This window comes from Pseudomonas sp. CFII64, from assembly GCF_000416235.1.
GTDB lineage: Bacteria > Pseudomonadota > Gammaproteobacteria > Pseudomonadales > Pseudomonadaceae > Aquipseudomonas.
In genome coordinates, this window is sequence record NZ_ATLO01000007.1 from 143650 (window position 1) to 168651 (window position 25002).

Here is a 25002-nt window from a genome sequence, read left to right on the forward strand (position 1 = left end):
CGATAACTAGACCACACATTTCCCAAAAGGTTGACGCGCAGAGGCTAATTGAGAAATTTAGGCGATGAAAGGTGTACGTAACGCCGATTTGGAGCGAACTTGTTCGCGAAGCATTTCCAGACACCAACGATGTAGCGCCTGGACCGGACTCTTCGGGGACAAGTCCCCTCCTACCGAGTCAGGTATCGTTCGGTAGGACCGGATTTGTCCGGAAAAGCGTCGGGTCTGCCGGGCAATATCTTCAGCGCGAGCAAGCTCGCTCCCACACTATCTGTCACCGCGCTTTGGGCGTTGCCACTTTGTCGCGCAGGTAAACTGGCTGGGCGTCGTCAGCGATGATGGCTTCGCCTCGGTTCCAGGCGAAGGTCGCCAGCGTCAGCAGATCCTGCGCATGGGGGAGCATGGTGGCGTCATGGCCGATCAGCTGCACAGGAATACGTTGCGCGTAGGCCCAACCGGTGCCCGATCCAAACCAGTCGCCGCCGACATCGGCGGGCAATGCCGCCAGTTCCGGCGGCAATACTGCTTCGGCGCCGAGCAAGCGCATTTCGCCCGCCACGTCGTGGTAACAACCCCAGTACACCTCGTCCATGCGCGCGTCGATGGCCGATGCGACCTGATGAGCGCCATGTTCGCGCATTGCCCGTTGCGCCAATACCGCCAGATTGGAAACCGGCAGCACCGGGCGCTCCAGGGCGAAAGCCAGGCCTTGAACCACGCCGATGGCGATCCGCACGCCGGTGAATGCACCCGGCCCACGCCCAAACGCGATAGCGTCCAGCGCCGACAGGCCAATGCCCGCCTCGGCCAGCAACGTCTTGATCATCGGCAGCAGACGCTGGGCATGCAGGCGCGGGATCACCTCGTAGTGGCTCAGCACTTTGCCGTCATGCAGCAAAGCGACCGAGCAGGCTTCAGTGGCGGTGTCCAGGGCCAGCAAGGTGGTCATCGGTGTATCCGTCGTGGGGAAAAAAGTGGCGCATTATAAACGACAAACGGCCCGCAAGCGGGCCGTTGTTGACTGAAGGAGTCGATCAGCTCAGCGCTGCGAGCACCTTGGCAGTGATCTCTTCTACAGAACCGACACCGGCGATATGGCTGCACTTGGGCTTGCCATTCTGGGTTTCGAGTTTGCTGTAGAAATCCACCAGCGGCTTGGTCTGCTCGTGGTAGACAGCCAGACGATGGCGCACGGTTTCTTCAACATCATCCTTGCGTTGCAGCAAAGGCTCGCCCGTCACGTCGTCGATGCCTTCGACTTTCGGCGGATTGAAGATGGTGTGGTAAATGCGACCCGAACCTTCGTGAACCCGTCGACCGGACATGCGTTTGACGATTTCTTCGTCATCAACAGCGATTTCCACAACGTGGTCGATTTCCAGGCCGGCAGCCAGCAAGGCTTCAGCCTGCGGAATCGTGCGCGGGAAACCGTCGAACAGTACGCCATTGGCGCAATCGGGTTCGGACAGGCGATCCTTGATCAGGCCAATGATCAGGTCATCGGAAACCAGACCGCCGCTGTCCATTACGCTTTTGGCTTTCAAGCCCAGCTCAGTGCCAGCCTTGACCGCTGCGCGCAACATGTCGCCTGTCGAAATTTGCGGGATGCCGAATTTCTCGGTGATGAATTTTGCCTGAGTACCTTTACCGGCCCCGGGAGCTCCCAGCAGAATTACGCGCATCGATGTGCTCCTCAAATTTTTTATATGGAATCGTCGGATTCGCCACTACAGGACCAATCTCTAAATAAGGTTTAAAGCCGAAGAATGGCCAAAGGCTGATCAAGATACACAGCAGACACAGGCGGCACAAGCCGCCGAAAGTCGCAGTAACCCTAGTCCTCATGGCGGTTGCAAGTAGCGGTACCAGCGAGTTCGGCGGTGCACAACTGCAGGCTTGCAACGCTTTGACGACGCGGGCTGCGCAGGCAATCGCCGACAGCCCGTGCGCCAACGACATCAGCCAGTATTGCGCAACCCCGCCGCAATACCTGCCACAGACACTAACAACGCTTGCTCTAGCGGACTGTCCAGACTCGCCTCGCGGCCACGGGATCGGGCGAGCAGTTCAGCTTGCAGCAGGTGCAACGGGTCCAGATAGGTATTGCGCAGGCTGATGAATTCCAGCGTCGCCGGGCTATGTGCCAGCAGTTGGGACTGGCCGGTCAGACCGAGCACCACGGCGCACGCCTGCGACAATAGGTCGCGTAAATGCGTACCTAAATGTTGCAGCTCCGGCGCCACCAGACGCTCGTCGTACAAACGGGCGATGTCGCTGTCAGCTTTGGCCAGCACCATTTCCAGCATGTCGATGCGGGTGCGAAAGAACGGCCATTGCTCGCGCATCTGCGCCAACACCTCGCCTTCGCCCCGTTCCAGCGCCTTGCTCAGCGCCGATTCCCAGCCCAGCCAGGCCGGGAGCATCAGGCGCGTCTGGGTCCAGGCGAAAATCCACGGGATCGCCCGCAAGCTTTCCACGCCACCCGCGCGACGCTTGGCCGGACGACTGCCCAGCGGCAAACGACCCAGTTCCTGCTCCGGCGTGGCCTGACTGAAATACTCGACGAATTCTGGATTTTCCCGCACCACGGCGCGATAGGCTTTGACGCCATCGGCCGCCAGGTGATCCATCATCTTGCGCCAGGCGGGTTCCGGCGGCGGTGGCGGTTGCAAGGTGGCTTCCAGCACGGCGGCCAGATACAGATTGAGGTTCTGCTCGGCGATGCCCGGCAGGCCGAACTTGAAGCGAATCATCTCGCCTTGCTCGGTAGTGCGGAAGCGACCGGCGACCGAACCCGGTGGCTGCGACAGAATCGCCGCGTGCGCCGGGCCGCCGCCACGTCCGACCGTGCCGCCACGGCCATGGAACAACAGCAATTCAACTTGTTGCTCGCGACAGATATCCACCAGTTTTTCCTGCGCCCGATACTGCGCCCAGGCCGACGCAGTGGTGCCGGCGTCCTTGGCGGAGTCGGAATAACCGATCATGACTTCCTGCGGCCCGTGCAGCCGCGCGCGATAGCCCGGCAAGCTGAGCAATTGCTCGATCACCGGCCCGGCGTTGTCCAGATCCGCGAGGGTTTCGAACAGCGGCACCACGCGCATCGGCCGTTGCAACCCGGCTTCCTTGAGCAACAGCTGAACGGCGAGCACGTCCGACGCGGCACCCGCCATGGAAATCACGTAAGAGCCGAGCGAGGCCGCAGGCGCCGCCGCCACTTCGCGGCAGGTTGCGAGAACTTCGGCAGTGTCCGCCGCCGGCTTGAAATGGCTGGGCAACAACGGCCGACGGTTATTCAGCTCGCGCAACAGGAAATCAACGCGCGCGGCTTCATCCCACTCTTCATAGCGACCCAGACCGAGATAGTCGGTGATTTCGGTCATGGCGGCGCTGTGTCGGCTGGAGTCCTGACGCACGTCCAGGCGCACCAGGAACAAACCGAAGGTGACGGCCCGGCGCAGGCAATCGAGCAACGGGCCGTCAGCAATCACGCCCATGCCGCATTCGTGCAGCGATTGAAAACACAGCAGCAGCGGATCGAGCAGATCACGGTTGTCGCTCAGCACGCTATCCGGCATCGGCTGGGTGACGGTCAGTGAGGCGTGGGCCCAATTGCGCGTGGCACGCAGACGCTCGCGCAGTTGTTTAAGCACCGCGCGATAGGGTTCGGCGTTGTCTCCGGCATGAGCTTGCAGCGCGGAGCTGGCTTGTTGCATGGAGAGTTCCGCCGCCAGTTGGTCGACGTCGCGCAGGTACAGGTCCGCCGCCATCCAGCGCGCCAGCAGCAGCACTTCGCGGGTGACCGCAGCGGTGACGTTCGGATTACCGTCACGGTCGCCGCCCATCCACGACGCGAAGCGGATCGGCGCGGCTTCCAGAGGCAGATGCAGGCCGGTTGCAGCGTGCAGCGCATGGTCGGCCTTGCGCAGGTAATCGGGCACCGCCTGCCAGAGCGAATGCTCGATCACGGCAAAGCCCCACTTGGCTTCGTCCACCGGAGTGGGCCGGGTACGACGAATCTCTTCGGTGTGCCAGGCTTCGGCGATCAAGCGTTGCAGGCGCGAGGTGATCTGCTCGCGCTCGTCACTGCTGAGGTCGCGTTGATCCAGCGCCGCGAGCTGAGCGGCGATGGCGTCGTACTTCTGGATCAGCGTGCGCCGCGCGACTTCAGTCGGGTGCGCCGTGAGGACCAGTTCGATTTCCAGCTTGCCCAGTTGCCGTGCCAACGCTTCCGGCGAATGCCCGGCGCCCTTCAAACGGTCGAGCAGCTCGGGCAGGACCCGGGACTCGAAGGGTTGCGGCTGGGCATCGTCGCGCCGGCGAATCAGCTGATATTGCTCGGCGATGTTGGCCAGGTTAAGGAACTGATTGAAGGCCCGCGCGACCGGCAGCAGCTCATCTTCCTCCAGCGCATTGACGCTGGAACTCAGTTGCTCGGCACCGGCTGCGGAGCCCCGGCGGCCAGCCTTGGCGCCTTTGCGAATGCGTTCGATCGTATCGAGAAACTCCGCGCCACGTTGCTCGCGGATGGTGTTGCCCAACAGCTCACCCAGCAGGTGAACGTCCTCACGCAAACGTGCATCGATATCAGCCATCGTTCCCTCTCCCAGCGTTTTTATAGGGGCGCTATTGAGTTCGTAACCGTCAGCAGCGAACCAGCGTGCAGAAATCTGATCTACCAACAGTGCACCAAAACCCTGCGGTTCGACAAACCCTTGGCATCCGGCAACCGTTTGCCGGGAGTCAAGCTAATCTCAGTAATGGGCTGTTTCGATTGGCTCGTTATTCGCTCAGGCCCGCCAGCACGGGCCAATCAAGAGGTATCTATGAAAATCCGAGAGCTCGCCAATCACTGGGAACAGAATGCCAAAGGCCGCCTGACCAAGACCCGCTATGCGATTCACCTGGACGTGGAATCCGCCGCACGGCTGGCAGCGTTGACTGAGATGTACCCCAAGCGCCACCCGGAAGAGCTTCTGGGTGAGCTGATCGGCGCAGCGCTGGAAGAGCTGGAAACCAGCTTTCCCTACGTCAAGGGTCAGCATGTGGTGGCGACCGATGAGGAAGGCGATCCGCTGTACGAAGATGTTGGCCCCACGCCGCGTTTCCTCGACTTGTCGCGACGCCATTTGCACGCGCTTCACGAAGAGCAGGACGCTGAGCAATCTTGATTTCGCCGTTAATGTCGTCCATGCCTGACCTGTTCAAGGCTCTGCAATGCAGCACTTGGCTGCGTTGCCAGATGCCTGACAAACGACGTCAGTTTTCAGGCGCTGGCTAAAAAAACATGAACTATTCAAAAACTGCACAGGTCCGAGCCCATAGCCATTACAGAAAAGCCTACGGATAGCAGTTCGCGTTGTCGCTGCTACCTCGCTCGCTTCAGCCCTGAGCAGACTGTCATGGAAACCAAAGTTTTCAGGAGATAAACAATGGAATCGCACACCATGAACACCCTTACTGCCAAATCCAAGTTCAAAGGTTTGAAACTGGCCGCATTGGCCCTGGGCGCCAGCTTTGTGCTGGCCGGTTGCGCGGGCAATCCGCCGAGCGAGCAGTACGCAGTGACTCAGTCGGCCGTTAACAGCGCAGTCAGCGCCGGCGGCACCGAGTACGCAGCGGTCGAAATGAAGTCGGCTCAGGACAAGCTCAAGCAAGCCGAGCTCGCCATGCAAGAGCAGAAGTACGACGAAGCACGTCGTCTGGCTGAGCAGGCCGAATGGGATGCACGCGTAGCCGAGCGCAAGGCTCAGGCCGCCAAGGCTGAAAAAGCCGTGCAGGATGCTCGTCAGGGCGTCAACGAACTACGTGAAGAAGGCATGCGTCAGGTGCAACCGGCACCGGCGCAATAACACCTGCTTTTCATGCATTTCGAATTCGATTTAAAGGACGAGACTACTATGCGCAAACAATTGATGATCCCTGCCCTGCTGGCCATGAGCGTCGCTCTTGCTGCTTGCTCCACGCCGCCTAACCCGAATCTGGAATCGGCGCGTACCAATTTCTCCGCGCTGCAAAGCAACCCGAAAGCCACCCAGGTCGCCGCCCTTGAAACCAAGGATGCCAGCGACTGGTTAAACAAGGCTGACGCCGCATTTCGCGCCAATGAAAACGAGAAGAAAGTCGATCAGCTGGCTTACCTGACCAACCAGCGCGTCGAACTCGCCAAGCAGACCATCAACCTGCGTACCGCTGAAGAAAATCTCAAAGGTGCAGCCGCAGCCCGCGCCCAGGCCCGCCTGGATGCCCGTGACGCGCAGATCAAGGCGCTGCAAAGCAGCCTGAACGCCAAGCAGACCGAGCGCGGTACGCTGGTGACCTTCGGTGACGTGCTGTTTGACCTGAACAAGGCCGAGCTGAAATCCAGCGGCCTGACCAACGTCAGCCAGCTGGCCAAGTTCCTGCAGGACAACCCGGACCGCAAAGTGATTGTCGAAGGCTACACCGACAGTTCGGGTTCGGCTTCGTACAACCAGTCGCTGTCCGAGCGCCGCGCCGGCTCCGTGCGCATGGCTCTGGTGCAGATGGGCGTTGATCCAGCGCGCATCGTCGCTCAGGGCTACGGCAAGGAATATCCGGTTGCCGACAACACCAGCGCCTCAGGCCGTGCCCAGAACCGTCGTGTGGAAGTGACCATCTCCAACGACAACCAGCCCGTAGCACCGCGTTCGTCGATGCACTAAAACGCTGGAGCAACACCAAAAAGCCCGGCCAGTTTTCACTGGCCGGGCTTTTTTTTGTTCGCTGTCCCGTCCTTGTGGGAGAGGACTTGTCCTCGATGAGTCAGCCCCGCCAACCTCAATCTGCCTGACAGAGCTTTAATGCCTGCCAACCCCTTCGAGGACAAGTCCTCTCCCACAAAAGCAACGCGTAGCCCTATGGGAAAGGTGGCCGCTCAGGTCAAGGCTGCAACTGCTGCGGCGTTTCTTCGCCAGCGCAACGTACGGCCTGTTTCTTGTCGTTGATCAGCACGCCTGACAACCCTTTTTGCGCGGTATCGAACAACACCAGCACGCCATCGATGCACTGCGCCACTTGAGTGGCCGGGGTCACGGATATCTTGTAATCCTCGCCTGGCACGGTCTTGAGCATCGTGAACTGATCGAGCAGCAAGGCATCTTCCGGCTTGGCGAAATGCAGATAGCCGTAGTACCAGAGGGTGCCGACCGTACCCAGGATGCAGCAGATTCCGGTGATGATCAGCGGGATGGCGTTACGTTCTTCGTTCATTGCGTTTTCTCGGACTCAACAGTTTTCGGATTCGATGGGGCAGCGGGATAGTTCGGCACTTCGGCCAGGCGCCGCAGGCCGTTGAAGTGCAGCGGGTCGTCCAGATAGCGCAGCATGACCGCACGCCAGGTTGGATCGGAGAAGGTCTGCACATGACCGCCACGGGTCAATTGCAGCACGCGCGGCGGTGGCGCGACCTGATACAGGCTGATGCCGTTGGCCAGCGGCACGAGGGTGTCGTCCATGCTCTGGAACATCAGCATGGGCGTACCGGCCAGTTGTGGCAGGCCATTGATGGCGCTGTCAGCATCAGGAATCAGCCATGAAAGCGGGGTTTGCAGTGGCCAGGTCAACCACGAGGTGCTCAAGGTGTAGCGCGCGACCTGCCGGTAGCTGGCGGGTGTGCCGTCCAGCACCAGGGCCTTGAGTCTGGCGCGCTGTTTGGGATGCTCGGCCAGATAATGCACGCCCAGCGCACCGCCGATGCTCTGCCCGAGCACCACCAACGGTTTGCCTTGAACTTCCGGGGCGCGATCAAGCCAGGCGAACGCGGCGTCAATATCCTGGTAGATGGCCGGCAAGCTCGGCTGCCCTTCAGACAGTCCATAACCGCGATAATCCAGCAGCAGCACTTGATAACCCTGCTCCGGCAACCACCAACTGCCGCCCAGATGCCAGGCCAGATTGCCACCGTTGCCATGCAGGTGCAGCACCGTGCCTTTGACCGGGACGCCTTCCTTGGCTGGCAGCCACCAGGCGTGCAGGCGCGTGCCGTCGGCGGCGGTCAGGGTCACATCGCGAAATTGCAGGTGAGCCTTTTCCGGAGTGAACGGCAGACCGGGCTCCGGGTAGAAAAGCATGGAGCTGCAGCCGGAAAGCGTGAACAGCAGCGCAAGCGTGGTCAGCAACTTCAAGCGGGATTCCTTTTGCCTGTTGGATTCAATGCCCCTATAAAATATTCGAATAATCCGCTTCGATCCGGTCCAGGCTCAGGTGGTTGAGGAAGTTCGAGAAACACATCCAGGCTGACAAGGCGTTCATGTCGCGAAACTGTTCGGGCAGGTATTTGGGCGGGACCACCAGCCCTTCATCGACCAGCTGACGCAGGGTTCGCATGTCCTCAAGGGTGGTTTTGCCGCAGAACAGCAGCGGCACTTGTTCCAGCTTGCCTTTGCGGACCGCCAGCTGAATATAGTTGTAAACCATGATGAAGCCTTTGAGGTAGGACAAGTCTTTGGTGAATGGCAGCCCATTGGGTACCGATCCCCGGAAAACCCGACTGGCATTGCCATAGCTTTCCGACATGCCGAAGCCCTGCTCGCGATAGAACTCGAAAACCTGCAGGAAGTCCGCGCCCTCCTCGGCCATATGAATCGCGCGGGTGCGGTTGGTCAGCTTGCGCAGGCGACTCGGATAGGACGCGAAGGCGATGACTTCCATGAGAATCGCCAGGCCTTCCTGAGTCACGGTCGACGACGGCGGGCCCTTGGACAGAAAGGTGCAGATCGGCTGGTTCTGGCCGTTGAGGGTGGTGCCGACATGCACCAGCCCTTCATGGACTTCCAGCGCGCGCACGTCACGTTCGTTGAACATCGCGTCGGTGCGGATCTTGATGTAGTCGGCACCTGCGGCAGCGTCGGCGACGATGCCGTCGGACTCGAACACGCGGATGGTTTCCTCGGCTTCGCCAAACACCTTGTTCAGGCGGCTTTGCAGCATCGCCACGGCGTCCTTGGCGGTGAGGGTCTTGGCTTCATCCTTGAGGTCGCCACGCCCGGCAATGTTGTTCAGGTAATCGGACAGCATCAGGCCCAGATCGGACAGCGTTGGATCGCCCGCATGAAACGCATCGGATGCCGCGCCATAGAGTTCCTGGGAGATCAGGCCGAAGTCCGGTGTGCCTCGCGCTTCGAGCATGCGGATCACCATGCGGTATTCCTTGCACATGCGCCGCATGATCTGCCCCACCGGGTTGAACTGACCCAGTTGCCGGGTGAGATCGCGCTCGATGTTCTGAAACTCCAGCTTGACCGCGCCGGAGTCAAAACCCAGAGGTCGGTTGTCGTAGTAAGCGCGGTCCACGTTGGGCATCGCCTTGCCTTTGGCGGCGAGGAATTCCTGGCGGACGGTGTCATCCCACTTCACTGCATCCAGAACACGGATCGGCGTTTGCGCCAAAACAATCCGATCCGACAACGTACGAATAGTCTGCTGGTACTCGTCCACCCGTTGCTCCTTCGTTGGTCAGGCCCTGGCTGGGCCTTGGTTGATGAGCGTGTGGCCCTACTTGGGTAGGCGCTGGTAACGCGCCACCTCAAGGAAAACATCTGAATTGGCCGGATCGTCAAGGTACCCGAACACGGTTTCAAGCGGGCTGGTGATCAATACACCGTCGCCCTTTTCGGTTTCCATCGTCTGCCCGTCGAGCAGCTTTTGCTCGGTCCACTGCCTGATGTGATCCAGATCCAGGTTGTAGACCACCAGTTCATCGCTTTCCGTCAGTTCAAACCCGGCAATCACGAAATTAGCCCCGTATTTGTCCGGCAGACCCGCCGACAGGTACCAGCGGCTGCCGTGTCGCGCCACGGTAAACGCGTATTCATCGCGATTCTTGCGGTCACCTTTACGATAGCTGGTGGCCTTGTATTCATTGTTGCCAGCGCGCTTGATCTCCAGTTCAAGGGGTTCGCCCCAGGCGTTCTTGCTGGTCCAGGTCCCCAGCAACTGCGCGGGCGCGGCGTCATGGGCGGGGATCGGTTCCTTGAAGGTCACCAGACAGCCGCTGAGCAGCAGAAACGACAACACTATGACCAGACGCCAGGCGTTCATGGGTTGCTCCCGAAAGGGCATGTCACTCGCCAGCAGGATTCGCTGTTCCCAGCACCAGATGCATCTGGCGAGTCAGAATACCGAGGTTTTCTTTGTCCGCGTCGGGCTGCGGGCCGTGCAATAGAGCTTGATACTCCATCCGGCACATTACCCCCGTCAACACTTGAGCATCCTGAAGGGGCTGCGCAGAGCCCATGACCTGCAAAAACTGACAGGTGCCTTGCAGCAGAATTTCCTGATGCGCGCTGACCAGACGGGCCAGACGCGGGTTGATCAAGGCTTCGTGGTGGAAGGCATGTTCGGCGATCAGAAAGTCGCGCCGGGTCAGCAATTGATGACGGATGTACTCCATGGCCATGCCGGCGATCTCATCGGCCAGGCGTGAACGCGCGGCGGCCGAGCCATCGTTGCGGGCAAGCATGTCGCGCAGGACGACTTCAGTGTTTTCCCAGAGCCTGGCCATATACGCCGCGCTGCGCTCGACGTATTGGGAGAAGGCATCGGTGAGCAGGTCATCGATGTCCTTGAAATAGTAGGTGGTCGCCGAAAGCGGCACGCTGGCCTCAGCCGCAACCGCCCGGTGCCGCACCCCACGCACACCATCGCGCACCACAATGCGCATGGCCGCGTCGAGAATCTGCTGGCGACGCTGCTCGCTGCCCTCCCGACTAGCCTTGCGGCCACGGTACTCGACACTCTTCGCCACGGCGGTGGCGGCTCCTGCAGCTCCATTTTGCGCGATGAAACGGGTCACGATGGGGTTCCTTTGATAAATACATCCGCAGCCTTAGGAGCGGCCGTAGGAGCGACTTTAGTCGCGAGCGCTTCAACTGCCCTCCCTGCCCTCCCGGCTAAAGCCGGTCCTACAGCAATCCTCAGCCGGTCCTACAGCGATCCTCGCTCCAACGGGATAGCGGCTTAACCACCTGTAAGGCATAAAAAAGCCGCCCATCAAAGGCGGCTTGTTTTCACGACATCTACGCTTGCGGGCGCATGTGCGGGAAGAGGATCACGTCGCGGATCGACGGAGCGTTGGTGAGCAGCATCACCAGCCGGTCAATGCCGATACCTTCACCGGCGGTTGGCGGCATGCCGTATTCCAGGGCGCGAACAAAGTCAGCGTCGTAGTGCATGGCTTCGTCGTCACCGGCGTCCTTGTCGGCTACCTGAGCCATGAAGCGCTCGGCCTGGTCTTCCGCGTCGTTCAACTCGGAATAGGCGTTGGCGATTTCACGACCACCGATGAACAGCTCGAAGCGGTCAGTGACGTTCGGGTTGTCGTCGTTGCGGCGCGCCAGCGGCGACACTTCGAACGGGTACTGAGTGATGAAGTGCGGCTGCTCAAGCTTGTGCTCGACCAGCTCTTCGAAAATCATCACCTGCAACTTACCCAGGCCTTCGAAACCCAGCACCTTGGCGCCGGCTTTCTTGGCGATGGCCCGCGCCTTGTCGATGTCTTCGAGATCGGCAGCGGTCAGTTCCGGATTGTATTTGAGGATCGAATCGAACACCGACAGGCGCACGAACGGTTCGCCGAAATGGAACACCTTGTCGCCGTAAGGCACGTCGGTGCTGCCCAGAACCAGTTGCGCCAGCTCGCGGAACAGTTCCTCGGTGAGGTCCATGTTGTCTTTGTAGTCCGCGTACGCCTGATAGAACTCAAGCATCGTGAATTCCGGGTTGTGACGGGTCGAGACGCCTTCGTTGCGGAAGTTGCGGTTGATCTCGAACACCTTCTCGAAGCCACCGACCACCAGACGCTTGAGGTACAGCTCAGGCGCGATGCGCAGGAACATGTCCATGTCCAGCGCGTTGTGGTGCGTCTCGAACGGCTTGGCGGCGGCGCCACCCGGAATGGTCTGCAGCATCGGCGTTTCGACTTCGAGGAAGTCGCGCTTCATCAGGAAGCTGCGGATGTGCGCGATGACTTGCGAACGCACGCGGAACGTCTGACGCACGTCGTCATTGACGATCAGGTCGACATAACGCTGGCGATAGCGGGTTTCGGTGTCGGTCAGGCCGTGGTGCTTGTCCGGCAGCGGACGCAGCGACTTGGTCAGCAGGCGCACGTGGGTCATTTCGACATACAGGTCGCCCTTGCCGGAACGCGCCAGGGTGCCTTCGGCGGCAATGATATCGCCCAGGTCCCAGGTCTTGACGGCGGCCAGGGTTTCTTCGGACAGGGTCTTGCGGTTGACGTAGACCTGGATGCGCCCGGACATGTCCTGGATCACCATGAACGAACCGCGATTGAGCATGAGACGACCGGCAACCTTGACCGGGATTGCCGCTTCAGCCAGTTCTTCCTTGGTCTTGTCGGCGTATCGCTTCTGCAAATCTTCGCAGTAGCTGTCACGGCGGAAGTCGTTCGGGAAGGCCTGACCCTTGGCGCGCTCGGCAGCAAGCTTTTCCTTGCGCAGGGCGATCAGGGTGTTTTCTTCCTGTTGCAGGGCTTGCGGGTCGAGTTGTTGGTCGCTCATGTCTTTAGATATTCCATCACAGGTTCGTTGTCCCCCGCCTGCGGCAGGGGATCGCGGGCAAGCCACACACCGGCAGGGCCGGGCCGGCTGCGCGTGGTTACAGCCCTTGCTTGAGGCTTGCGATCAGGTATTCGTCGATGTCGCCGTCGAGCACCTTGTCGCAGTCGCTGCGTTCGATGTTGGTACGCAGATCCTTGATCCGCGAGGCATCGAGCACGTACGAGCGGATCTGGTGACCCCAGCCGATGTCGGACTTGGTGTCTTCCACGGCCTGGGAAGCGGCATTGCGCTTCTGGATTTCCTGTTCGTACAGACGCGCGCGCAACATTTTCATCGCGGTGTCTTTGTTGGCGTGCTGGGAACGTTCGTTCTGGCAGCTGACCACAGTGTTGGTTGGAACGTGGGTGATACGAACCGCCGAGTCGGTGGTGTTTACGTGCTGACCACCGGCGCCCGAGGAGCGGTATGTGTCGATGCGCAGGTCCGACGGATTGATGTCGATTTCGATGTTGTCATCGATTTCCGGCGAAACGAACACCGCCGAGAACGAGGTGTGGCGACGGTTGCCGGAGTCGAACGGGCTTTTGCGCACCAGACGATGCACGCCAATCTCGGTCTTGAGCCAGCCAAAAGCGTATTCGCCCTTGATGTGGACCGTGGCGCCCTTGATACCGGCGACTTCACCGGCCGACAGCTCCATGATGATCGCTTCGAAGCCGCGCTTGTCAGCCCAGCGCAGGTACATGCGCAGCAGGATGTTGGCCCAGTCCTGCGCTTCAGTCCCGCCGGAACCGGCCTGGATATCGAGGTAAGCGTTGTTCTGGTCCATGTCGCCACTGAACATGCGACGGAATTCCAGCTTCTCCAGCGACTCGCGCAGACGCTCGACTTCAGCGGCAACGTCATCGACGGCGGCCTGGTCTTCTTCTTCGGCGGACATCAGCAGCAGGTCTTTGGCGTCGACCAGCCCGGTGGACATTTCGTCCAGGGTGTCGACGATCTGCGAGAGCAAGGCGCGCTCGCGGCCCAGGCTCTGGGCGTATTCGGGTTTGTTCCAGACGTTAGGATCTTCGAGCTCGCGGTTTACTTCGGTCAGACGATCATGTTTGTGATCGTAGTCAAAGATACCCCCGAATGGTTTCGGAGCGCTCGGACAGGTCCTTGATGCTGTTTAGGATCGGGTTGATTTCCATGGTAGGCAGCACTCGCAGGCGAAATTTTCAAAGCCGGCGAGTATACACCGCTGTTGGCCCGGAAGGCAGCCCGTTGGGCAGTGGATTCAGCTGACGCGATGCAATTCCCGAATCGCGTGGCAGCAGCCGCATCTTCAGTGCGGCTTGCTCCGGTTTCGCCCTGACGGTCGAGTCCTTTGTTTCGGCAAAGGACGAAACCATTCTGCGCTGACGTACGGCCCCTGCTTCGCAGGGGTTCCTTCGCTCCAACAGGTTACCCCACCGAAACCTGATTACGCCCATTGTTCTTGGCGGCATACAGGCCCTGGTCGGCTTCCTGGATCAATTGCCGGCTATTGCTGCCCACCGGCGGGATCATGGTCGCCACGCCGATGCTGACGGTCAGGCCCGAACCCGGCGCCGGAGCGATGTGCGGGATGTTCATGCCGGCCACGGTCATGCGCAGCTTTTCGGCCAGCAAGCGCGCGCCGCCGGGGGAGGTGTTGGGCAGTACCAGGGCAAACTCTTCGCCGCCGTAGCGCGCCGGCAGGTCCGACGGGCGTGCGCAGCTGGCGCGAATCGCCTTGGCGACCTGACGCAGCGCTTCGTCGCCCTCCAGGTGCCCGAAGTTGTCGTTGTAGGCCTTGAAATAGTCCACATCGATCATCATCAGCGACAACTGCGACTGCTCACGGATCGCACGCCGCCACTCCAGCTCCAGGTATTCATCGAAATGACGGCGGTTGGACAACCCGGTCAAACCGTCGGAGTTCATCAGGCGCTGCAGCACCAGATTGGTGTCGAGCAGCTGTTGCTGGCTGACGCGCAAGGCGCGGTAGGCCTCGTCACGTTGCAGCAGCGTCATGTAGGACCGCGAGTGATAGCGGATACGCGCCACCAGTTCGATGTTGTCCGGCAGCTTGACCAGGTAATCGTTGGCACCGGCGGCGAACGCCGCACTCTTGATCAACGGGTCTTCCTTGGTGGAGAGCACGATGATCGGGATGTCTTTGGTCTGCGGATTGTTGCGGTATTCGCGCACCAGCGTCAGGCCGTCCAGCCCTGGCATCACCAGGTCCTGGAGAATCACCGTCGGCTTGATCTGAACGGCCTGGGCGATGGCCTGGTGCGGATCGGCACAAAAATGAAAGTCGATGTTTTCTTCATTGGCCAGCCCGCGACGTACCGCTTCGCCGATCATCGCCTGATCATCGACCAGCAATACCATTGCAGCGTTTTCATCTGAGGACTTGAAATTGCCCATCTGCAGGTCATTCATTGGGGAACTCCTGAGCACCAGGTGGCAGTGGATTCAACGGAGGCGTCATTGGATAAACACCTCTGTCAAGCGAGGCGCAATGGTGTGCAGCGGTCGGATCTCGACGGCTGCATCAATGGCGGCGGCAGCCTTGGGCATGCCATAAACCGCACAGGACTGCTGATCCTGCGCGATGGTCAGATAACCTTGCTGGCGCATTAACTTGAGTCCCTGGGCGCCGTCTCGTCCCATTCCAGTCAATAAAACCCCCACTGCGTCGCCGTTCCAGTAGCGGGCAACACTTTCGAAAAACACGTCGATCGAGGGCCGATAGATCTCGTTGACCGGCTCGGCGGTGTAGCCCAGCGTGCCGTTTTTCAACAGGCGAATATGGTGATTGGTGCCCGCCAGAAGAACCGTGCCACTGCACGGTGGTTCGCCTTCCCTGGCCAGGCGCACCGGCAAGCCGGAAGCGCTGCTCAACCATTCGGCCATGCCTGCGGCGAACACCTGATCCACGTGCTGCACCAGCACGATGGCCGCCGGGAAATTCACCGGAAGGCCCTTCAAGAGGATTTCCAGAGCAGCCGGACCGCCTGCCGAAGAGCCGATGGCGACCAGGCCGCGTCGCTGCACGGCCGCGCGGATCGGGGTCGCGGCGGCGGGTTCACGCGTGCCGCGCTGCCCGATCAACCAGCCGATATTGAGAATCTTGCGCAGCAAGGGCGCGGCGGCTTCCTTGGGGTTGCTGCCGCCAATGGCTGGCGTGTCCACCACGTCCAGCGCACCGTGGCCCATGGCCTCGAATACGCGGTGCACGTTCTGTTCACGATCCACGGTGACCACGACAATGGCGCAAGGTGTCGCCGCCATGATCTGACGCGTCGCCTCCACGCCATCCATCACCGGCATGATCAGATCCATCAGGATCAGGTCCGGTGTCAGCTCGGCACAGCGCCGCACCGCTTCGGCGCCGTCGGACGCCACCCAGACCACTTGATGCGCAGGCTCGAAGGCCAGCGCGCGACGCAACGCCTCGATAGCCAGCGGCATGTCGTTGACGATTGCAATTTTCATCCGTGAGCATCCCCGATCAATTCGGCAACGGCATCGAGCAGCGCGTCGTCATGGAAACTGGCCTTGGCCAGGTAATAATCCGCGCCGGCATCCAGGCCACGACGCCGATCTTCTTCGCGATCCTTGTACGAAACCACCATCACCGGCAGCGACTGCAGACGCGTGTCCCGGCGCAACAGCGTGACCAGTTCGATGCCGTCCATGCGCGGCATGTCGATGTCAGTAATCAACAAGTCAAAATCTTCGGCACGCAAGGCATTCCAGCCGTCCATGCCGTCCACGGCAACCACGACTTCATAGCCGCGATTGACCAGCAATTTGCGCTCCAGCTCGCGCACCGTCAGCGAGTCATCGACCACCAGCACGCGCTTGCGAGTGACTGCGTCGACCTGGCGATTGCGCCTGTCGATACGTTCCAGACGCCCGGTATTCAGCAGTTTCTCCACCGAGCGCAGCATGTCTTCGACATCGATGATCAGCACCGCCGAACCATCATCGAGCAATGCGCCGGCCGAGATGTCCTGAACCTTGCCCAGGCGCGGATCCAGGGGCAAAACCACCAGCGTGCGCTCGCCGATGAAGCGCTCCACCGCCACGCCATACACGGCGTCACGTTCGCGGATCACCACCACCTTGAGCACGCCATCGGTGTTTTGCCCGGAAGGACGTTGCAGCAATTGACTGGCGGCAACCAGCCCCACATGCCGACCTTCGTGCCAGAAATGCTGGCGGCCTTCGAGCTGGATGATTTCATCGGACGCCACGTCGCTCATGCGTTCGATGTGCGCCAGCGGGAAGGCGTAGGCTTCGCCGCCCACTTCCACGACCAGACTGCGCACCACCGAAAGGGTCAGGGGCATTTCCAGCAGGAAGCGACTGCCCTGCCCCGCGACCTGTTCGAGACCGACTCCGCCGTGCAACTGGCGCACCATGTCCTGCACCGCATCGAGTCCGACGCCGCGACCGGAAATTTCAGTGACCTTGTCGCGCATGCTGAAACCCGGCAGAAACAGGAAGCTCAACAACTCTTCCTCGCTCAACTGCGCGGCGGTTTCAGCGGGCGACAACTGCCGCTTGACGATATTGCTACGCAGCTTGTCCAGGTCGACGCCATTGCCGTCGTCACTCAGTTCAACCAGCAGTTGACCGGCCTGATGCGAGGCCTTGAGCCGGATCAGCCCCTCGGCCGGCTTGCCCGCCGCGATACGCTCTTGCGGCAGCTCAATGCCATGGTCCACGGCATTGCGCAGCAAATGGGTCAGCGGCGCTTCAAGTTTTTCCAGCACATCGCGGTCAACCTGGGTTTTCTCGCCTTCGATTTCCAGGCGTACCTGCTTGCCCAGTTCGCGGCCCAGATCACGGACCATCCGCGCCTGACCCGTCAATACGTCGGCAAACGGCCGCATGCGACAGGCCAGCGCCATGTCATACAGCTGCTGGGAACGCTGCGCCGCCAGCCAGCCAAACTCATCCAGCTCGGCAGTCTGGTGAATCAGCATCTGTTGCGCCTCGGCCAACAAGCGACGCGCTTCGTGCAGGGTTTTCTGGGCCTCGGGCGCCATGCCGGTTTCGCCGAACCCGGCTTCAAGGTCATCCAGCGCGCGCAGACTGTTGCCTTGCAGACGCTTGAGGCGTTGCATATTGGTCAGAAACGGCTTGAGGCGCTGCGTCTCGACCAGGGATTTACTGGACATGTCCAGCAAGCCATTCAAACGCTCGGCAGTGACCCGCAAAACCCGCTCGCCACCTTCGCTGGCCCGGCGGTTGCGGCGCGGCGCGGCGGTGGTGGGTTGCGCTTCGGCCTGAGCAGGCAAGGCTTCGGGCAGCAGATTCGCAGCAGGCGACGCAGGATCCGCGCTCGCCACGCTCGACGGGGCAGCGGCGCCGGCAGGCGCAGCTTCTGCCAATAGCATGGCGTTGGTCAGCAACGCCAAGTCGGCAGCAGACTCGGTCGCGGCTGACATTAAGGTCGCGCCGCGCAACATGCCCGCACCCTGTTTCAGCAAGGTGTTCATCCGCACCACATAGGTATCGATGTCGGCTTGTGCGATGTTGCTCGCGCCGGGCGTGGCGATACGCATCAGCAAGTCTGTGCCCTGCAACAAAGCGTCGATATGCTCGGGCTGCAAGTGCAGGCGACCTTCCTGGGCGCTGACCAGGCAGTCTTCCATGACGTGGGAAACACTGACGCCGAACTCGACTCCGACGATGCGTGCCGCGCCCTTGAGCGAGTGGGCGGCACGCATGCAGGATTCCAGATACTCGGCCTGGGTCGGATTGCGTTCAAGGGCCAGCAGCCCGGCGCTCAAGACCTGGGTCTGGGCCTCGGCTTCCAGAGTAAACAGCTCGAACAGCGAAGCGTCGCGCATTTGATCCGGGGTCATGTCAGGCTCCGATTGATCGCCGAGATCAATTGCTCTTCATCGAGCAAGCGCAGGCTGTAGTTCTTCCACTGCAACACACCCCGGGTGAAGCGTGCGTTGGCGTGAGCGCCGGAGGCGGACGCCGAATCGAGCAGGGTTTCGTCCATGGCATGAATACCATCGACTTCATCCACCGGCACTACCACCGAACCGCCCTGGGCCGCGACGATCAGCATGCGCGGCATGATCCGTAACGAGTGCGCGAGGGCCGGCGCGGGATCCAGGCCCAGCAATTCCACCAGCGACAGACAGGCAACCAGCGCTCCGCGCACATTGGCGACGCCGAGCAACGCCCGGGAGCGCTGATGGGGTAACGAGTGAATCGCCTGCAATGGCGAGACTTCCACCAGGCAGCGCGTCGGCAACGCCAGCCACTCTTCGCCCAGGCGAAACACCAGAATCGAACGGGTCTTGATGTCGACGTGCATCTCGCTGGTCAGCGAGTAATCATGATCGTCACGGGTCAGGGCATAGCGGTCGAGCAGACGCGTGGCCGCTGCCGAATAAACCGGGCAGTTGCGGCAGTGAATATGCTCGACCAGCAACGGGCAGGAGCGGTCGCCGTGGATGCCGATGCGATTCCAGCAATCATCAATGGCTTGAGCGTCTTCGTGGGTAACACTCGCATAGCCGTAACTGCCGCTCATTGCCTGCTTCCTTGTTTAGTCAGGCCACGGGCTGCACGCTCCTGCAAGCGACGCGCACCGCTGCGGTCGCCTTGAGCCTCCAGCAATGCGGCCAGCTGCGCGAGTGTTTCGGCGTGCTGCGGCTGCAAATAAAGGGCCTTTCGGTAAAAACCTTGCGCCAGCGCAGCATTGCCCTCGACTTCGCTGAGCAATCCGAGCCAATAGAAAATCTGGGCGATCGGTTCGTGCTGTTGCAGGAAACGCTCGCACGCTGCACGCGCCTCAACGCTGCGACCTTCATTGGCAAGGCTGGCGATGGTTGCCAGCAAGGTCGCGACGTCATCCGTGGTGCCGCTCGCCGCTATCGGGGCAACAGGCGCGGGGCGTGGCGTTGGCGCGGGCGCGCTCGCTCGCGGGTAGGCACGGGCCGGCATCCGCACCGGCGGTGCGACGGCCGTGCCCGGCATACTGCGGGCCAGGTTTGCCAGCGGCAGCGGCACCTGGCTCGGGCTGGTTTCCCGAGGCGGCTCGACGTGGTGACTGAAGGCGAATGTCTGCGGCACGCCGATGGAGCGCATGCCCATGCGCGTCAACAGGCTGCCCTCTGCAGGTCCGATGAACAGCACGCCGTCGCCTCGGGTCAGGCGCTTGAGCACTTCAAATACTTGTTTCTGAGTCGGCTGATCGAAATAGATCAGCAGATTGCGGCAGAACACAAAATCGTAAGCCGTCTGGGTCAGCAGCGCCGGATCCAACAGATTACCGCTGCGCAAACGGACACGATCACGAACCCGTTCATCCACCAGGAAACCTTCTTCCACGGCACTGAAATAGCGCTCGCGAAAGGCGGTGTCCGCTCCGCGAAAGGAGTTTTTGCCGTAAACCCCACGCTCGGCACGGGCGATGGAGATCGGGCTGATGTCCATGGCGTCGATCTGGAATTGCTGCGCGCCGATATGTGCATCGAACAAGGCCATGGCGATGGAATAAGGTTCTTCACCCGTCGAACACGGCAAGCTGAGGATGCGCATCGGACGCACGCCCTGTAGCGCCGCGAGTCTTTCGCCCACCAGTTTGCCCAAGGTGACAAAGGATTCCGGATAACGGAAAAACCAGGTTTCGGGAACAATCACCGCTTCGATCAAAGCCTGCTGCTCGCTGGCCGAGCCGTGGAGCAGCGCCCAATAACCGTCGTAGTTCACCGACGCGGACGCCGTGCAACGTTGGCGCAGCGCACGTTCGATGATCGCTTCGCCCACGGACGCGACGTCCAGACCGATGCGGTCCTTGAGGAAAGCAAAAAACCGCGCCGGATCGGTCATTGCTGCACCTCGCCCGCATCAGCGGGCAGCGGATACAGCAGCGCCCGCACCGCATCGCTGAGCAGGTCCTGCACACCAATCCATTGCAACAGGCCCGACTCGTCTTCGCGAACCGGTCCCAGATAGCGTGCCTCAGGATTGTCCAGCCCATAAGGTTTGAACTCGCCAGGCGCGCACCGCAACGTGTCGGTGGCCTGTTCCAGAATCAAACCGAGCAGTTGCGCCGGGCGCAGGGCATCGACGCGATAGTTCACCAGCACCAGGCGGGTACTGGTGCGCACCCGCGCAGGCAGCCCGAAAGTCAGCGCACTCAGATCGACGACCGGAATCAGCGCGCCCCGATGGGCGAGCACCCCGGCCACCCAATGCGGCGCATGGCCGATTGGCTTGAGTTGCAGACGCGGCAATATTTCAGCGATTTCCAGCGCTTCCAGGGCGTAACGCTCCTCGCCGATGCGAAACAACAAAAACAATTTGTTGTTACAGGTCGAGTGGCTGCCACGCTTGACTGGATGAATACTCATGGACCGGGCTCAGACCTTGAAACGCGAAACGCCGCTGCGCAGGCCCACCGCGACCTGGCTCAGCTCGTCGATGGCAAAGCTGGCCTGGCGCAGGGATTCCACTGTCTGGCTGCTGGCATCGCCCAACTGCACCAGCGCCTGATTAATCTGTTCGGCACCGGTGGCCTGTGCCTGCATGCCTTCGTTGACCATCAATACCCGAGGCGCCAGCGCCTGCACCTGATGGATGATCTGCGACAACTGCTCGCCTACCTGGGTGACCTCGAACATGCCCCGGCGCACTTCCTCGGAGAATTTGTCCATGCCCATCACTCCAGCCGACACCGCCGACTGGATTTCCCGGACCATTTGCTCAATGTCATAAGTGGCGACGGCCGTCTGATCGGCAAGACGTCGCACTTCGGTGGCGACGACCGCAAATCCACGCCCATATTCACCGGCTTTTTCAGCCTCGATGGCGGCGTTGAGGGACAGCAGATTGGTCTGGTCGGCCACTTTGACGATGGTGACGACCACCTGATTAATGTTGCCGGCCTTTTCATTGAGAATGGCCAGTTTGGCATTGACCAGATCCGCCGCGCCCATCACCGAATGCATGGTGTCTTCCATGCGTGCCAGACCTTGCTGGCCGGAGCCGGCGAGGACCGAGGCCTGATCAGCAGCCACGGTGACCTCGATCATGGTGCGCACCAGATCACGTGAAGTCGCTGCGATTTCGCGGCTGGTCGCGCCAATTTCGGTGGTGGTGGCGGCAGTTTCGGTGGCCGTCGCCTGTTGTTGCTTGGAGGTAGCGGCAATTTCGGTCACGGAAGTCGTGACCTGCACCGAGGAACGCTGGGCTTGAGAAACCAGCCCGGTCAGCTCGGCCATCATGTCGTTGAAGCCGGTTTCCACCGCGTCGAACTCGTCTTTGCGATCCAGGTTGAGCCGTTTGCTCAAGTCGCCGGTGCGCATGGTCTCGAGAATCTGCACGATGCGTTGCATGGGCGACATGATGCTGCGCATCAACAACAGGCCGCACAGCCCGGCAGCAATGATTGCCACGAACAGCGAGATGACCATGCTGATTTGCGCGGCCTTCACCCCCGCATCGATGCGTAACGTTGCTTCATCAGCGACTTTCTTGTTGACGACGATGATGTCATTCAGCTGCTTGCGGCCTTGGGACCATACCGGCCGGATATCGTCGTAGAACGTCGCACGCGCGGTCGCATAATCGCCGCGCTGATAGGCCTCGTGCACCTGGGCCAGAAGACGGTAGTAAGTTGCGCGGCTTTTCTCGAAATCGGTGAAGTTGGCCTGGTCGGCGTCGTCGAAAATGGTCCGCTTATAGTTGTCGAGCTGCTCCTGCAGACGACCCTCGAACTCATGAAACTGATCTTTTTCCGCTGCCGTCAGCTCGCGCCCCTTGCCTTCACCAATCAGCTCAAGGGTGCGGATGTAGCTTTCGCCCCATGCACTGCGCAGCAGCGTACTGAAGTACACGCCGGGAAGCGCGTCGACGCGGACCTGCTCTTCATTGGACTCGATCGTTTGCAGGCGCGAGTAAGACACGACGACCATCAGCAGCATGATGGCGATGATTACAGCAAAACTCGCCAAAATCCGTTGGCGCAAGGTCCAGTTCTTCACAGTCAGCCCTCAAGAGTTCAACATCGGTGTGATCACCGAGTTCAAGAAGCGGACCGGCAGCGGCCCAACGCGGCATGATTATAGCCCAGCGTTTTACCCATTAAGGGATGTTTCACAGCTAGTTAGAGCGTTATTCCGCCGGATTATCGGAAATTTCGTACATAACCAATCCACACAAATGAATTGACCCGACTATTCATCACCTCACAAACGAGTGCTGGATAAAAAAAGGCCCTTCCCGGTGTATCGAGAAGAGCCTTCGGGTCTGCGGTTATCGAAGACACGCCAGACGCGCCCCTGCTTATTGCACCTCGCGCACCTGCGCTTCCAGTTCTGCCTTGAGTCCCGGATCGAGTTTCAATTGCCGCGCCAGCTCATCGAGATAGGCGCGCTCCATGAAGTGTTCCTGATCCACCAGCATGACGCTGGCGATGTACATCTCGGCGGCCATCTCCGGTGTGGCGGCGGCGCGGGCGACTTCCGCCGGATCCAGAGGTTTGTTCAGCTCGGCATGCAGCCAGTGTTGCAGCTCCTGATCGTTAGTCAGCTTGGTGAACTCGCCCTCGATCAGCGCGCGTTCGCGGTCGTCGACATGACCATCGGATTTGGCGGCAGCGACCAGCGCGCGCAAGATCGCCTGGCTGTGTTCCTCAACCTGCGCAGGTGGCAGGCGATCAATGGTTTGCGGTTCATTCTGTGGCGCGGAACCCTGGCTGGCCTGCCAGTTGCCATAAGCCTTGTAGGCCAGAACCCCGAGCGCTGCCAGACCGCCGTAAGTCAGCACTTTGCCGCCCACTTTGCGTGCGCCTTTGTTGCCCATCAGCAAGCCCATGGCGCCTGCCGCCAGCGCGCCGCCACCGGCACCCGACAACAGGCCGCCCAAGCCGCCCTTACCGGCACCGCCCAGCAGATCGCCGAGACCGCCGGAAGAAGATTTGCCCACGCCGCCGAGCAGGTCACCCAGGCCGCCGGACGAGGATTTCCCCGCCGTTCGCGAGCCGCTGGTCTTGTCTTGCAGCATCTGCTGGCCGGATTTAAGCAGTTGGTCGAGTAAGCCACGTGTGTTCATGGAAAGCCTCCGTTGACTGTGTCAGGCAGTTCAGTGGCAAGCAGATTAAAACGAAGTGTGTCGACACTGGCTTCAGGTGTGCTTCTGGATGTTGCAAGGCAACCGGCGCTCCGGCACATTGTGAGCATTCCAATAAGTCGCATTACCGTCGTCGCACCACCGCTGTTGATAACTGCCCCGAACATAACTATAGAAGAGGGATCCTTATGTCAGCACACAAAACCGCACTCCTGAGCGCGCTCGTCACCGGCCTGATCGCCAGCGCCAGCGTGCAGGCCGCCGAAACGCTCAAAGCCGTCGGCGACGGCGAAGGTCAACTGGATATCGTTGCCTGGCCGGGTTATATCGAGCGGGGCGAGAGCGACAAAGCGTACGACTGGGTGACGGGCTTCGAGCAGCAAACCGGCTGTAAGGTCAACGTCAAGACCGCTGCGACTTCCGACGAAATGGTCAGCCTGATGACCAAAGGTGGTTACGACCTGGTGACGGCTTCGGGCGATGCATCGTTGCGGCTGATCGCCGGCAAGCGCGTCCAGCCGATCAATACCGCGCTGATCCCCAACTGGAAAAACCTCGACCCGCGCCTCAAGGGCGGCCCGTGGTACGTGGTTGATCAGCAAACTTATGGCACGCCCTATCAATGGGGTCCGAACGTGTTGATGTACAACACCAAGGTATTCCCGGTGCCGCCGATCAGCTGGAGCGTGGTGTTCGAAGCGCAGGATTTGCCCGACGGCAAGCCCAATAAAGGCCGGGTCCAGGCTTACGACGGCCCTATCTACATCGCCGACGCGGCGCTGTACCTCAAATCCGCCAAGCCGGAACTGGGCATCGTTGATCCCTATCAACTGACTGAAACCCAGTACGCCGCCGTGCTGGATCTGTTGCGCAAACAACAACCGCTGATCCACCGCTACTGGCATGACGCCACCGTGCAAATGAGCGACGTCAAAAACGAAGGCGTCGCAGCGTCCAGTTCGTGGGGCTACATGGTCAATGGCCTGCAAGCCGACAAACAGCCTGTCGCCTCGACCATTCCCAAGGAAGGCGCGACCGGCTGGGCTGACACGACCATGCTGCACGCCGACGCCAAACACCCCAATTGCGCCTACAAATGGATGGACTGGTCGCTGCAACCGAAAGTCCAGGGCGACGTCGCGGCCTGGTTCGGCTCGCTCCCCGCCGTACCGGAAGCCTGCAAGACCAATGAGCTGCTTGGCCCTCAAGGCTGCGCCACCAATGGCTTCGATCAGTTCGAGCACATCGCCTTCTGGAAAACCCCGCAGGCCGAAGGCGGCAAATTCGTGCCTTACAGCCGTTGGACCCAGGACTACATCGCGATTATGGGCGGGCGCTGATA

Annotated in this window: 22 protein-coding genes; 4 read left to right on the top strand and 18 right to left on the bottom strand. The window is 60.7% G+C overall.

The features are described from left to right. Positions 1-274: 274 nt before the first annotated feature. The 3 genes from tsaB to ppc all read right to left on the bottom strand — a co-directional run bounded on the left by tsaB (position 275) and on the right by ppc (position 4595). On the bottom strand, positions 275-949 hold the full coding sequence (gene tsaB, locus CFII64_RS04135) for a tRNA (adenosine(37)-N6)-threonylcarbamoyltransferase complex dimerization subunit type 1 TsaB (RefSeq protein WP_020289505.1): 675 nt from the start codon (positions 947-949) through the stop codon (positions 275-277). Positions 950-1034: 85 nt separating this feature from the next. After that, entirely contained in the window at positions 1035-1682 is a 648-nt protein-coding gene (gene adk, locus CFII64_RS04140; protein WP_020289506.1) for an adenylate kinase, read from the bottom strand. Between the two features lie 276 nt (positions 1683-1958). After that, a complete protein-coding gene (ppc, locus tag CFII64_RS04145) occupies positions 1959-4595 on the bottom strand; it encodes a phosphoenolpyruvate carboxylase (protein ID WP_020289507.1) in 2637 nt (878 codons plus the stop codon). 231 nt (positions 4596-4826) lie between these two features. Here ppc and CFII64_RS04150 point away from each other — a divergent pair, with 231 nt between their 5' ends. The 3 genes from CFII64_RS04150 (at position 4827) to CFII64_RS04160 (ending at position 6683) form a co-directional block, all read left to right on the top strand. Continuing rightward, complete coding sequence (locus CFII64_RS04150) at positions 4827-5171, top strand: hypothetical protein (RefSeq protein WP_020289508.1); 345 nt, start codon at positions 4827-4829, stop codon at positions 5169-5171. Between the two features lie 261 nt (positions 5172-5432). Next, entirely contained in the window at positions 5433-5852 is a 420-nt protein-coding gene (locus CFII64_RS04155) for a DUF4398 domain-containing protein (RefSeq protein ID WP_020289509.1), read from the top strand. A 48-nt stretch (positions 5853-5900) separates the two neighbouring features. Next, positions 5901-6683: an OmpA family protein gene (locus tag CFII64_RS04160; protein WP_020289510.1), complete on the top strand. Its 783-nt coding sequence runs from the start codon at positions 5901-5903 to the stop codon at positions 6681-6683. Positions 6684-6900: 217 nt separating this feature from the next. Here CFII64_RS04160 and CFII64_RS04165 read toward each other — a convergent pair whose 3' ends face one another. The 15 genes from CFII64_RS04165 to CFII64_RS04235 form a co-directional block, all read right to left on the bottom strand. Then, positions 6901-7230 carry a hypothetical protein gene (locus CFII64_RS04165; RefSeq protein ID WP_020289511.1) on the bottom strand — a complete coding sequence of 110 codons (330 nt, stop codon included), beginning with the start codon at positions 7228-7230 and terminating at the stop codon, positions 6901-6903. Further along, positions 7227-8090: an alpha/beta hydrolase gene (locus CFII64_RS04170; RefSeq protein ID WP_371106420.1), complete on the bottom strand. Its 864-nt coding sequence runs from the start codon at positions 8088-8090 to the stop codon at positions 7227-7229. The genes CFII64_RS04165 and CFII64_RS04170 overlap by 4 nt, the downstream gene beginning before the upstream one ends. Positions 8091-8178: 88 nt before the next feature. Next, entirely contained in the window at positions 8179-9456 is a 1278-nt protein-coding gene (locus tag CFII64_RS04175; RefSeq protein WP_020289513.1) for a flavohemoglobin expression-modulating QEGLA motif protein, read from the bottom strand. 57 nt (positions 9457-9513) lie between these two features. Next, positions 9514-10059, bottom strand: coding sequence for a hypothetical protein (locus CFII64_RS04180; RefSeq protein ID WP_020289514.1), 546 nt, complete (start codon positions 10057-10059; stop codon positions 9514-9516). A 22-nt stretch (positions 10060-10081) separates the two neighbouring features. Further along, positions 10082-10813 carry a TetR/AcrR family transcriptional regulator gene (locus CFII64_RS04185; RefSeq protein WP_020289515.1) on the bottom strand — a complete coding sequence of 244 codons (732 nt, stop codon included), beginning with the start codon at positions 10811-10813 and terminating at the stop codon, positions 10082-10084. Positions 10814-11036: 223 nt separating this feature from the next. Then, positions 11037-12539, bottom strand: a complete 1503-nt coding sequence (gene lysS, locus CFII64_RS04190; protein ID WP_020289516.1) for a lysine--tRNA ligase — start codon at positions 12537-12539, stop codon at positions 11037-11039. 97 nt (positions 12540-12636) lie between these two features. Beyond that, a protein-coding gene (gene prfB, locus CFII64_RS04195) for a peptide chain release factor 2 (protein ID WP_154232620.1) occupies positions 12637-13732 on the bottom strand; the annotation gives its coding sequence in 2 pieces (ribosomal slippage) (positions 12637-13659 and positions 13661-13732; 1095 coding nt in all). Positions 13733-13985: 253 nt separating this feature from the next. Beyond that, entirely contained in the window at positions 13986-14990 is a 1005-nt protein-coding gene (locus CFII64_RS04200; protein ID WP_020289518.1) for a PleD family two-component system response regulator, read from the bottom strand. A gap of 45 nt (positions 14991-15035) precedes the next feature. After that, complete coding sequence (locus tag CFII64_RS04205) at positions 15036-16046, bottom strand: chemotaxis response regulator protein-glutamate methylesterase (protein ID WP_020289519.1); 1011 nt, start codon at positions 16044-16046, stop codon at positions 15036-15038. Next, the gene (locus CFII64_RS04210) at positions 16043-18430 is read right to left on the bottom strand and encodes a hybrid sensor histidine kinase/response regulator (RefSeq protein WP_020289520.1); all 2388 of its coding nucleotides are present in this window, start codon (positions 18428-18430) and stop codon (positions 16043-16045) included. The genes CFII64_RS04205 and CFII64_RS04210 overlap by 4 nt, the downstream gene beginning before the upstream one ends. Further along, on the bottom strand, positions 18427-19116 hold the full coding sequence (locus CFII64_RS04215) for a chemotaxis protein CheW (RefSeq protein ID WP_020289521.1): 690 nt from the start codon (positions 19114-19116) through the stop codon (positions 18427-18429). Before CFII64_RS04215 ends, CFII64_RS04210 begins: the two co-directional genes overlap by 4 nt. Then, positions 19113-20417: a protein-glutamate O-methyltransferase CheR gene (locus CFII64_RS04220; RefSeq protein WP_020289522.1), complete on the bottom strand. Its 1305-nt coding sequence runs from the start codon at positions 20415-20417 to the stop codon at positions 19113-19115. Before CFII64_RS04220 ends, CFII64_RS04215 begins: the two co-directional genes overlap by 4 nt. After that, positions 20414-20941, bottom strand: a complete 528-nt coding sequence (locus CFII64_RS04225; protein WP_020289523.1) for a chemotaxis protein CheW — start codon at positions 20939-20941, stop codon at positions 20414-20416. The genes CFII64_RS04220 and CFII64_RS04225 overlap by 4 nt, the downstream gene beginning before the upstream one ends. A gap of 9 nt (positions 20942-20950) precedes the next feature. Further along, positions 20951-22573 carry a methyl-accepting chemotaxis protein gene (locus tag CFII64_RS04230; RefSeq protein WP_020289524.1) on the bottom strand — a complete coding sequence of 541 codons (1623 nt, stop codon included), beginning with the start codon at positions 22571-22573 and terminating at the stop codon, positions 20951-20953. Between the two features lie 301 nt (positions 22574-22874). Beyond that, positions 22875-23642 carry a tellurite resistance TerB family protein gene (locus tag CFII64_RS04235; protein ID WP_020289525.1) on the bottom strand — a complete coding sequence of 256 codons (768 nt, stop codon included), beginning with the start codon at positions 23640-23642 and terminating at the stop codon, positions 22875-22877. Positions 23643-23848: 206 nt separating this feature from the next. Between CFII64_RS04235 and ydcS the strand changes: the two genes are divergently transcribed. Continuing rightward, positions 23849-25000, top strand: coding sequence for a putative ABC transporter substrate-binding protein YdcS (ydcS, locus tag CFII64_RS04240; protein WP_020289526.1), 1152 nt, complete (start codon positions 23849-23851; stop codon positions 24998-25000). The last annotated feature ends 2 nt before the right edge of the window (positions 25001-25002 follow it).

What these genes read in the sequence shown, in the direction of transcription:
- CFII64_RS04165 (WP_020289511.1), bottom strand. Translation starts at nt 7,230, where the DNA reads ATGAACGAAGAACGTAACGCCATCCCGCTGATCATCACCGGAATCTGC.
- ppc (WP_020289507.1), bottom strand. Translation starts at nt 4,595, where the DNA reads ATGGCTGATATCGATGCACGTTTGCGTGAGGACGTTCACCTGCTGGGT.
- tsaB (WP_020289505.1), bottom strand. Translation starts at nt 949, where the DNA reads ATGACCACCTTGCTGGCCCTGGACACCGCCACTGAAGCCTGCTCGGTC.
- adk (WP_020289506.1), bottom strand. Translation starts at nt 1,682, where the DNA reads ATGCGCGTAATTCTGCTGGGAGCTCCCGGGGCCGGTAAAGGTACTCAG.
- CFII64_RS04210 (WP_020289520.1), bottom strand. Translation starts at nt 18,430, where the DNA reads ATGACCCCGGATCAAATGCGCGACGCTTCGCTGTTCGAGCTGTTTACT.
- CFII64_RS04220 (WP_020289522.1), bottom strand. Translation starts at nt 20,417, where the DNA reads ATGACCGATCCGGCGCGGTTTTTTGCTTTCCTCAAGGACCGCATCGGT.
- CFII64_RS04215 (WP_020289521.1), bottom strand. Translation starts at nt 19,116, where the DNA reads ATGAGCGGCAGTTACGGCTATGCGAGTGTTACCCACGAAGACGCTCAA.
- CFII64_RS04235 (WP_020289525.1), bottom strand. Translation starts at nt 23,642, where the DNA reads ATGAACACACGTGGCTTACTCGACCAACTGCTTAAATCCGGCCAGCAG.
- CFII64_RS04155 (WP_020289509.1), top strand. Translation starts at nt 5,433, where the DNA reads ATGGAATCGCACACCATGAACACCCTTACTGCCAAATCCAAGTTCAAA.
- CFII64_RS04160 (WP_020289510.1), top strand. Translation starts at nt 5,901, where the DNA reads ATGCGCAAACAATTGATGATCCCTGCCCTGCTGGCCATGAGCGTCGCT.
- CFII64_RS04225 (WP_020289523.1), bottom strand. Translation starts at nt 20,941, where the DNA reads ATGAGTATTCATCCAGTCAAGCGTGGCAGCCACTCGACCTGTAACAAC.
- ydcS (WP_020289526.1), top strand. Translation starts at nt 23,849, where the DNA reads ATGTCAGCACACAAAACCGCACTCCTGAGCGCGCTCGTCACCGGCCTG.
- CFII64_RS04200 (WP_020289518.1), bottom strand. Translation starts at nt 14,990, where the DNA reads ATGAATGACCTGCAGATGGGCAATTTCAAGTCCTCAGATGAAAACGCT.
- CFII64_RS04170 (WP_371106420.1), bottom strand. Translation starts at nt 8,090, where the DNA reads ATGCTTTTCTACCCGGAGCCCGGTCTGCCGTTCACTCCGGAAAAGGCT.
- lysS (WP_020289516.1), bottom strand. Translation starts at nt 12,539, where the DNA reads ATGAGCGACCAACAACTCGACCCGCAAGCCCTGCAACAGGAAGAAAAC.
- CFII64_RS04150 (WP_020289508.1), top strand. Translation starts at nt 4,827, where the DNA reads ATGAAAATCCGAGAGCTCGCCAATCACTGGGAACAGAATGCCAAAGGC.
- CFII64_RS04205 (WP_020289519.1), bottom strand. Translation starts at nt 16,046, where the DNA reads ATGAAAATTGCAATCGTCAACGACATGCCGCTGGCTATCGAGGCGTTG.
- CFII64_RS04180 (WP_020289514.1), bottom strand. Translation starts at nt 10,059, where the DNA reads ATGAACGCCTGGCGTCTGGTCATAGTGTTGTCGTTTCTGCTGCTCAGC.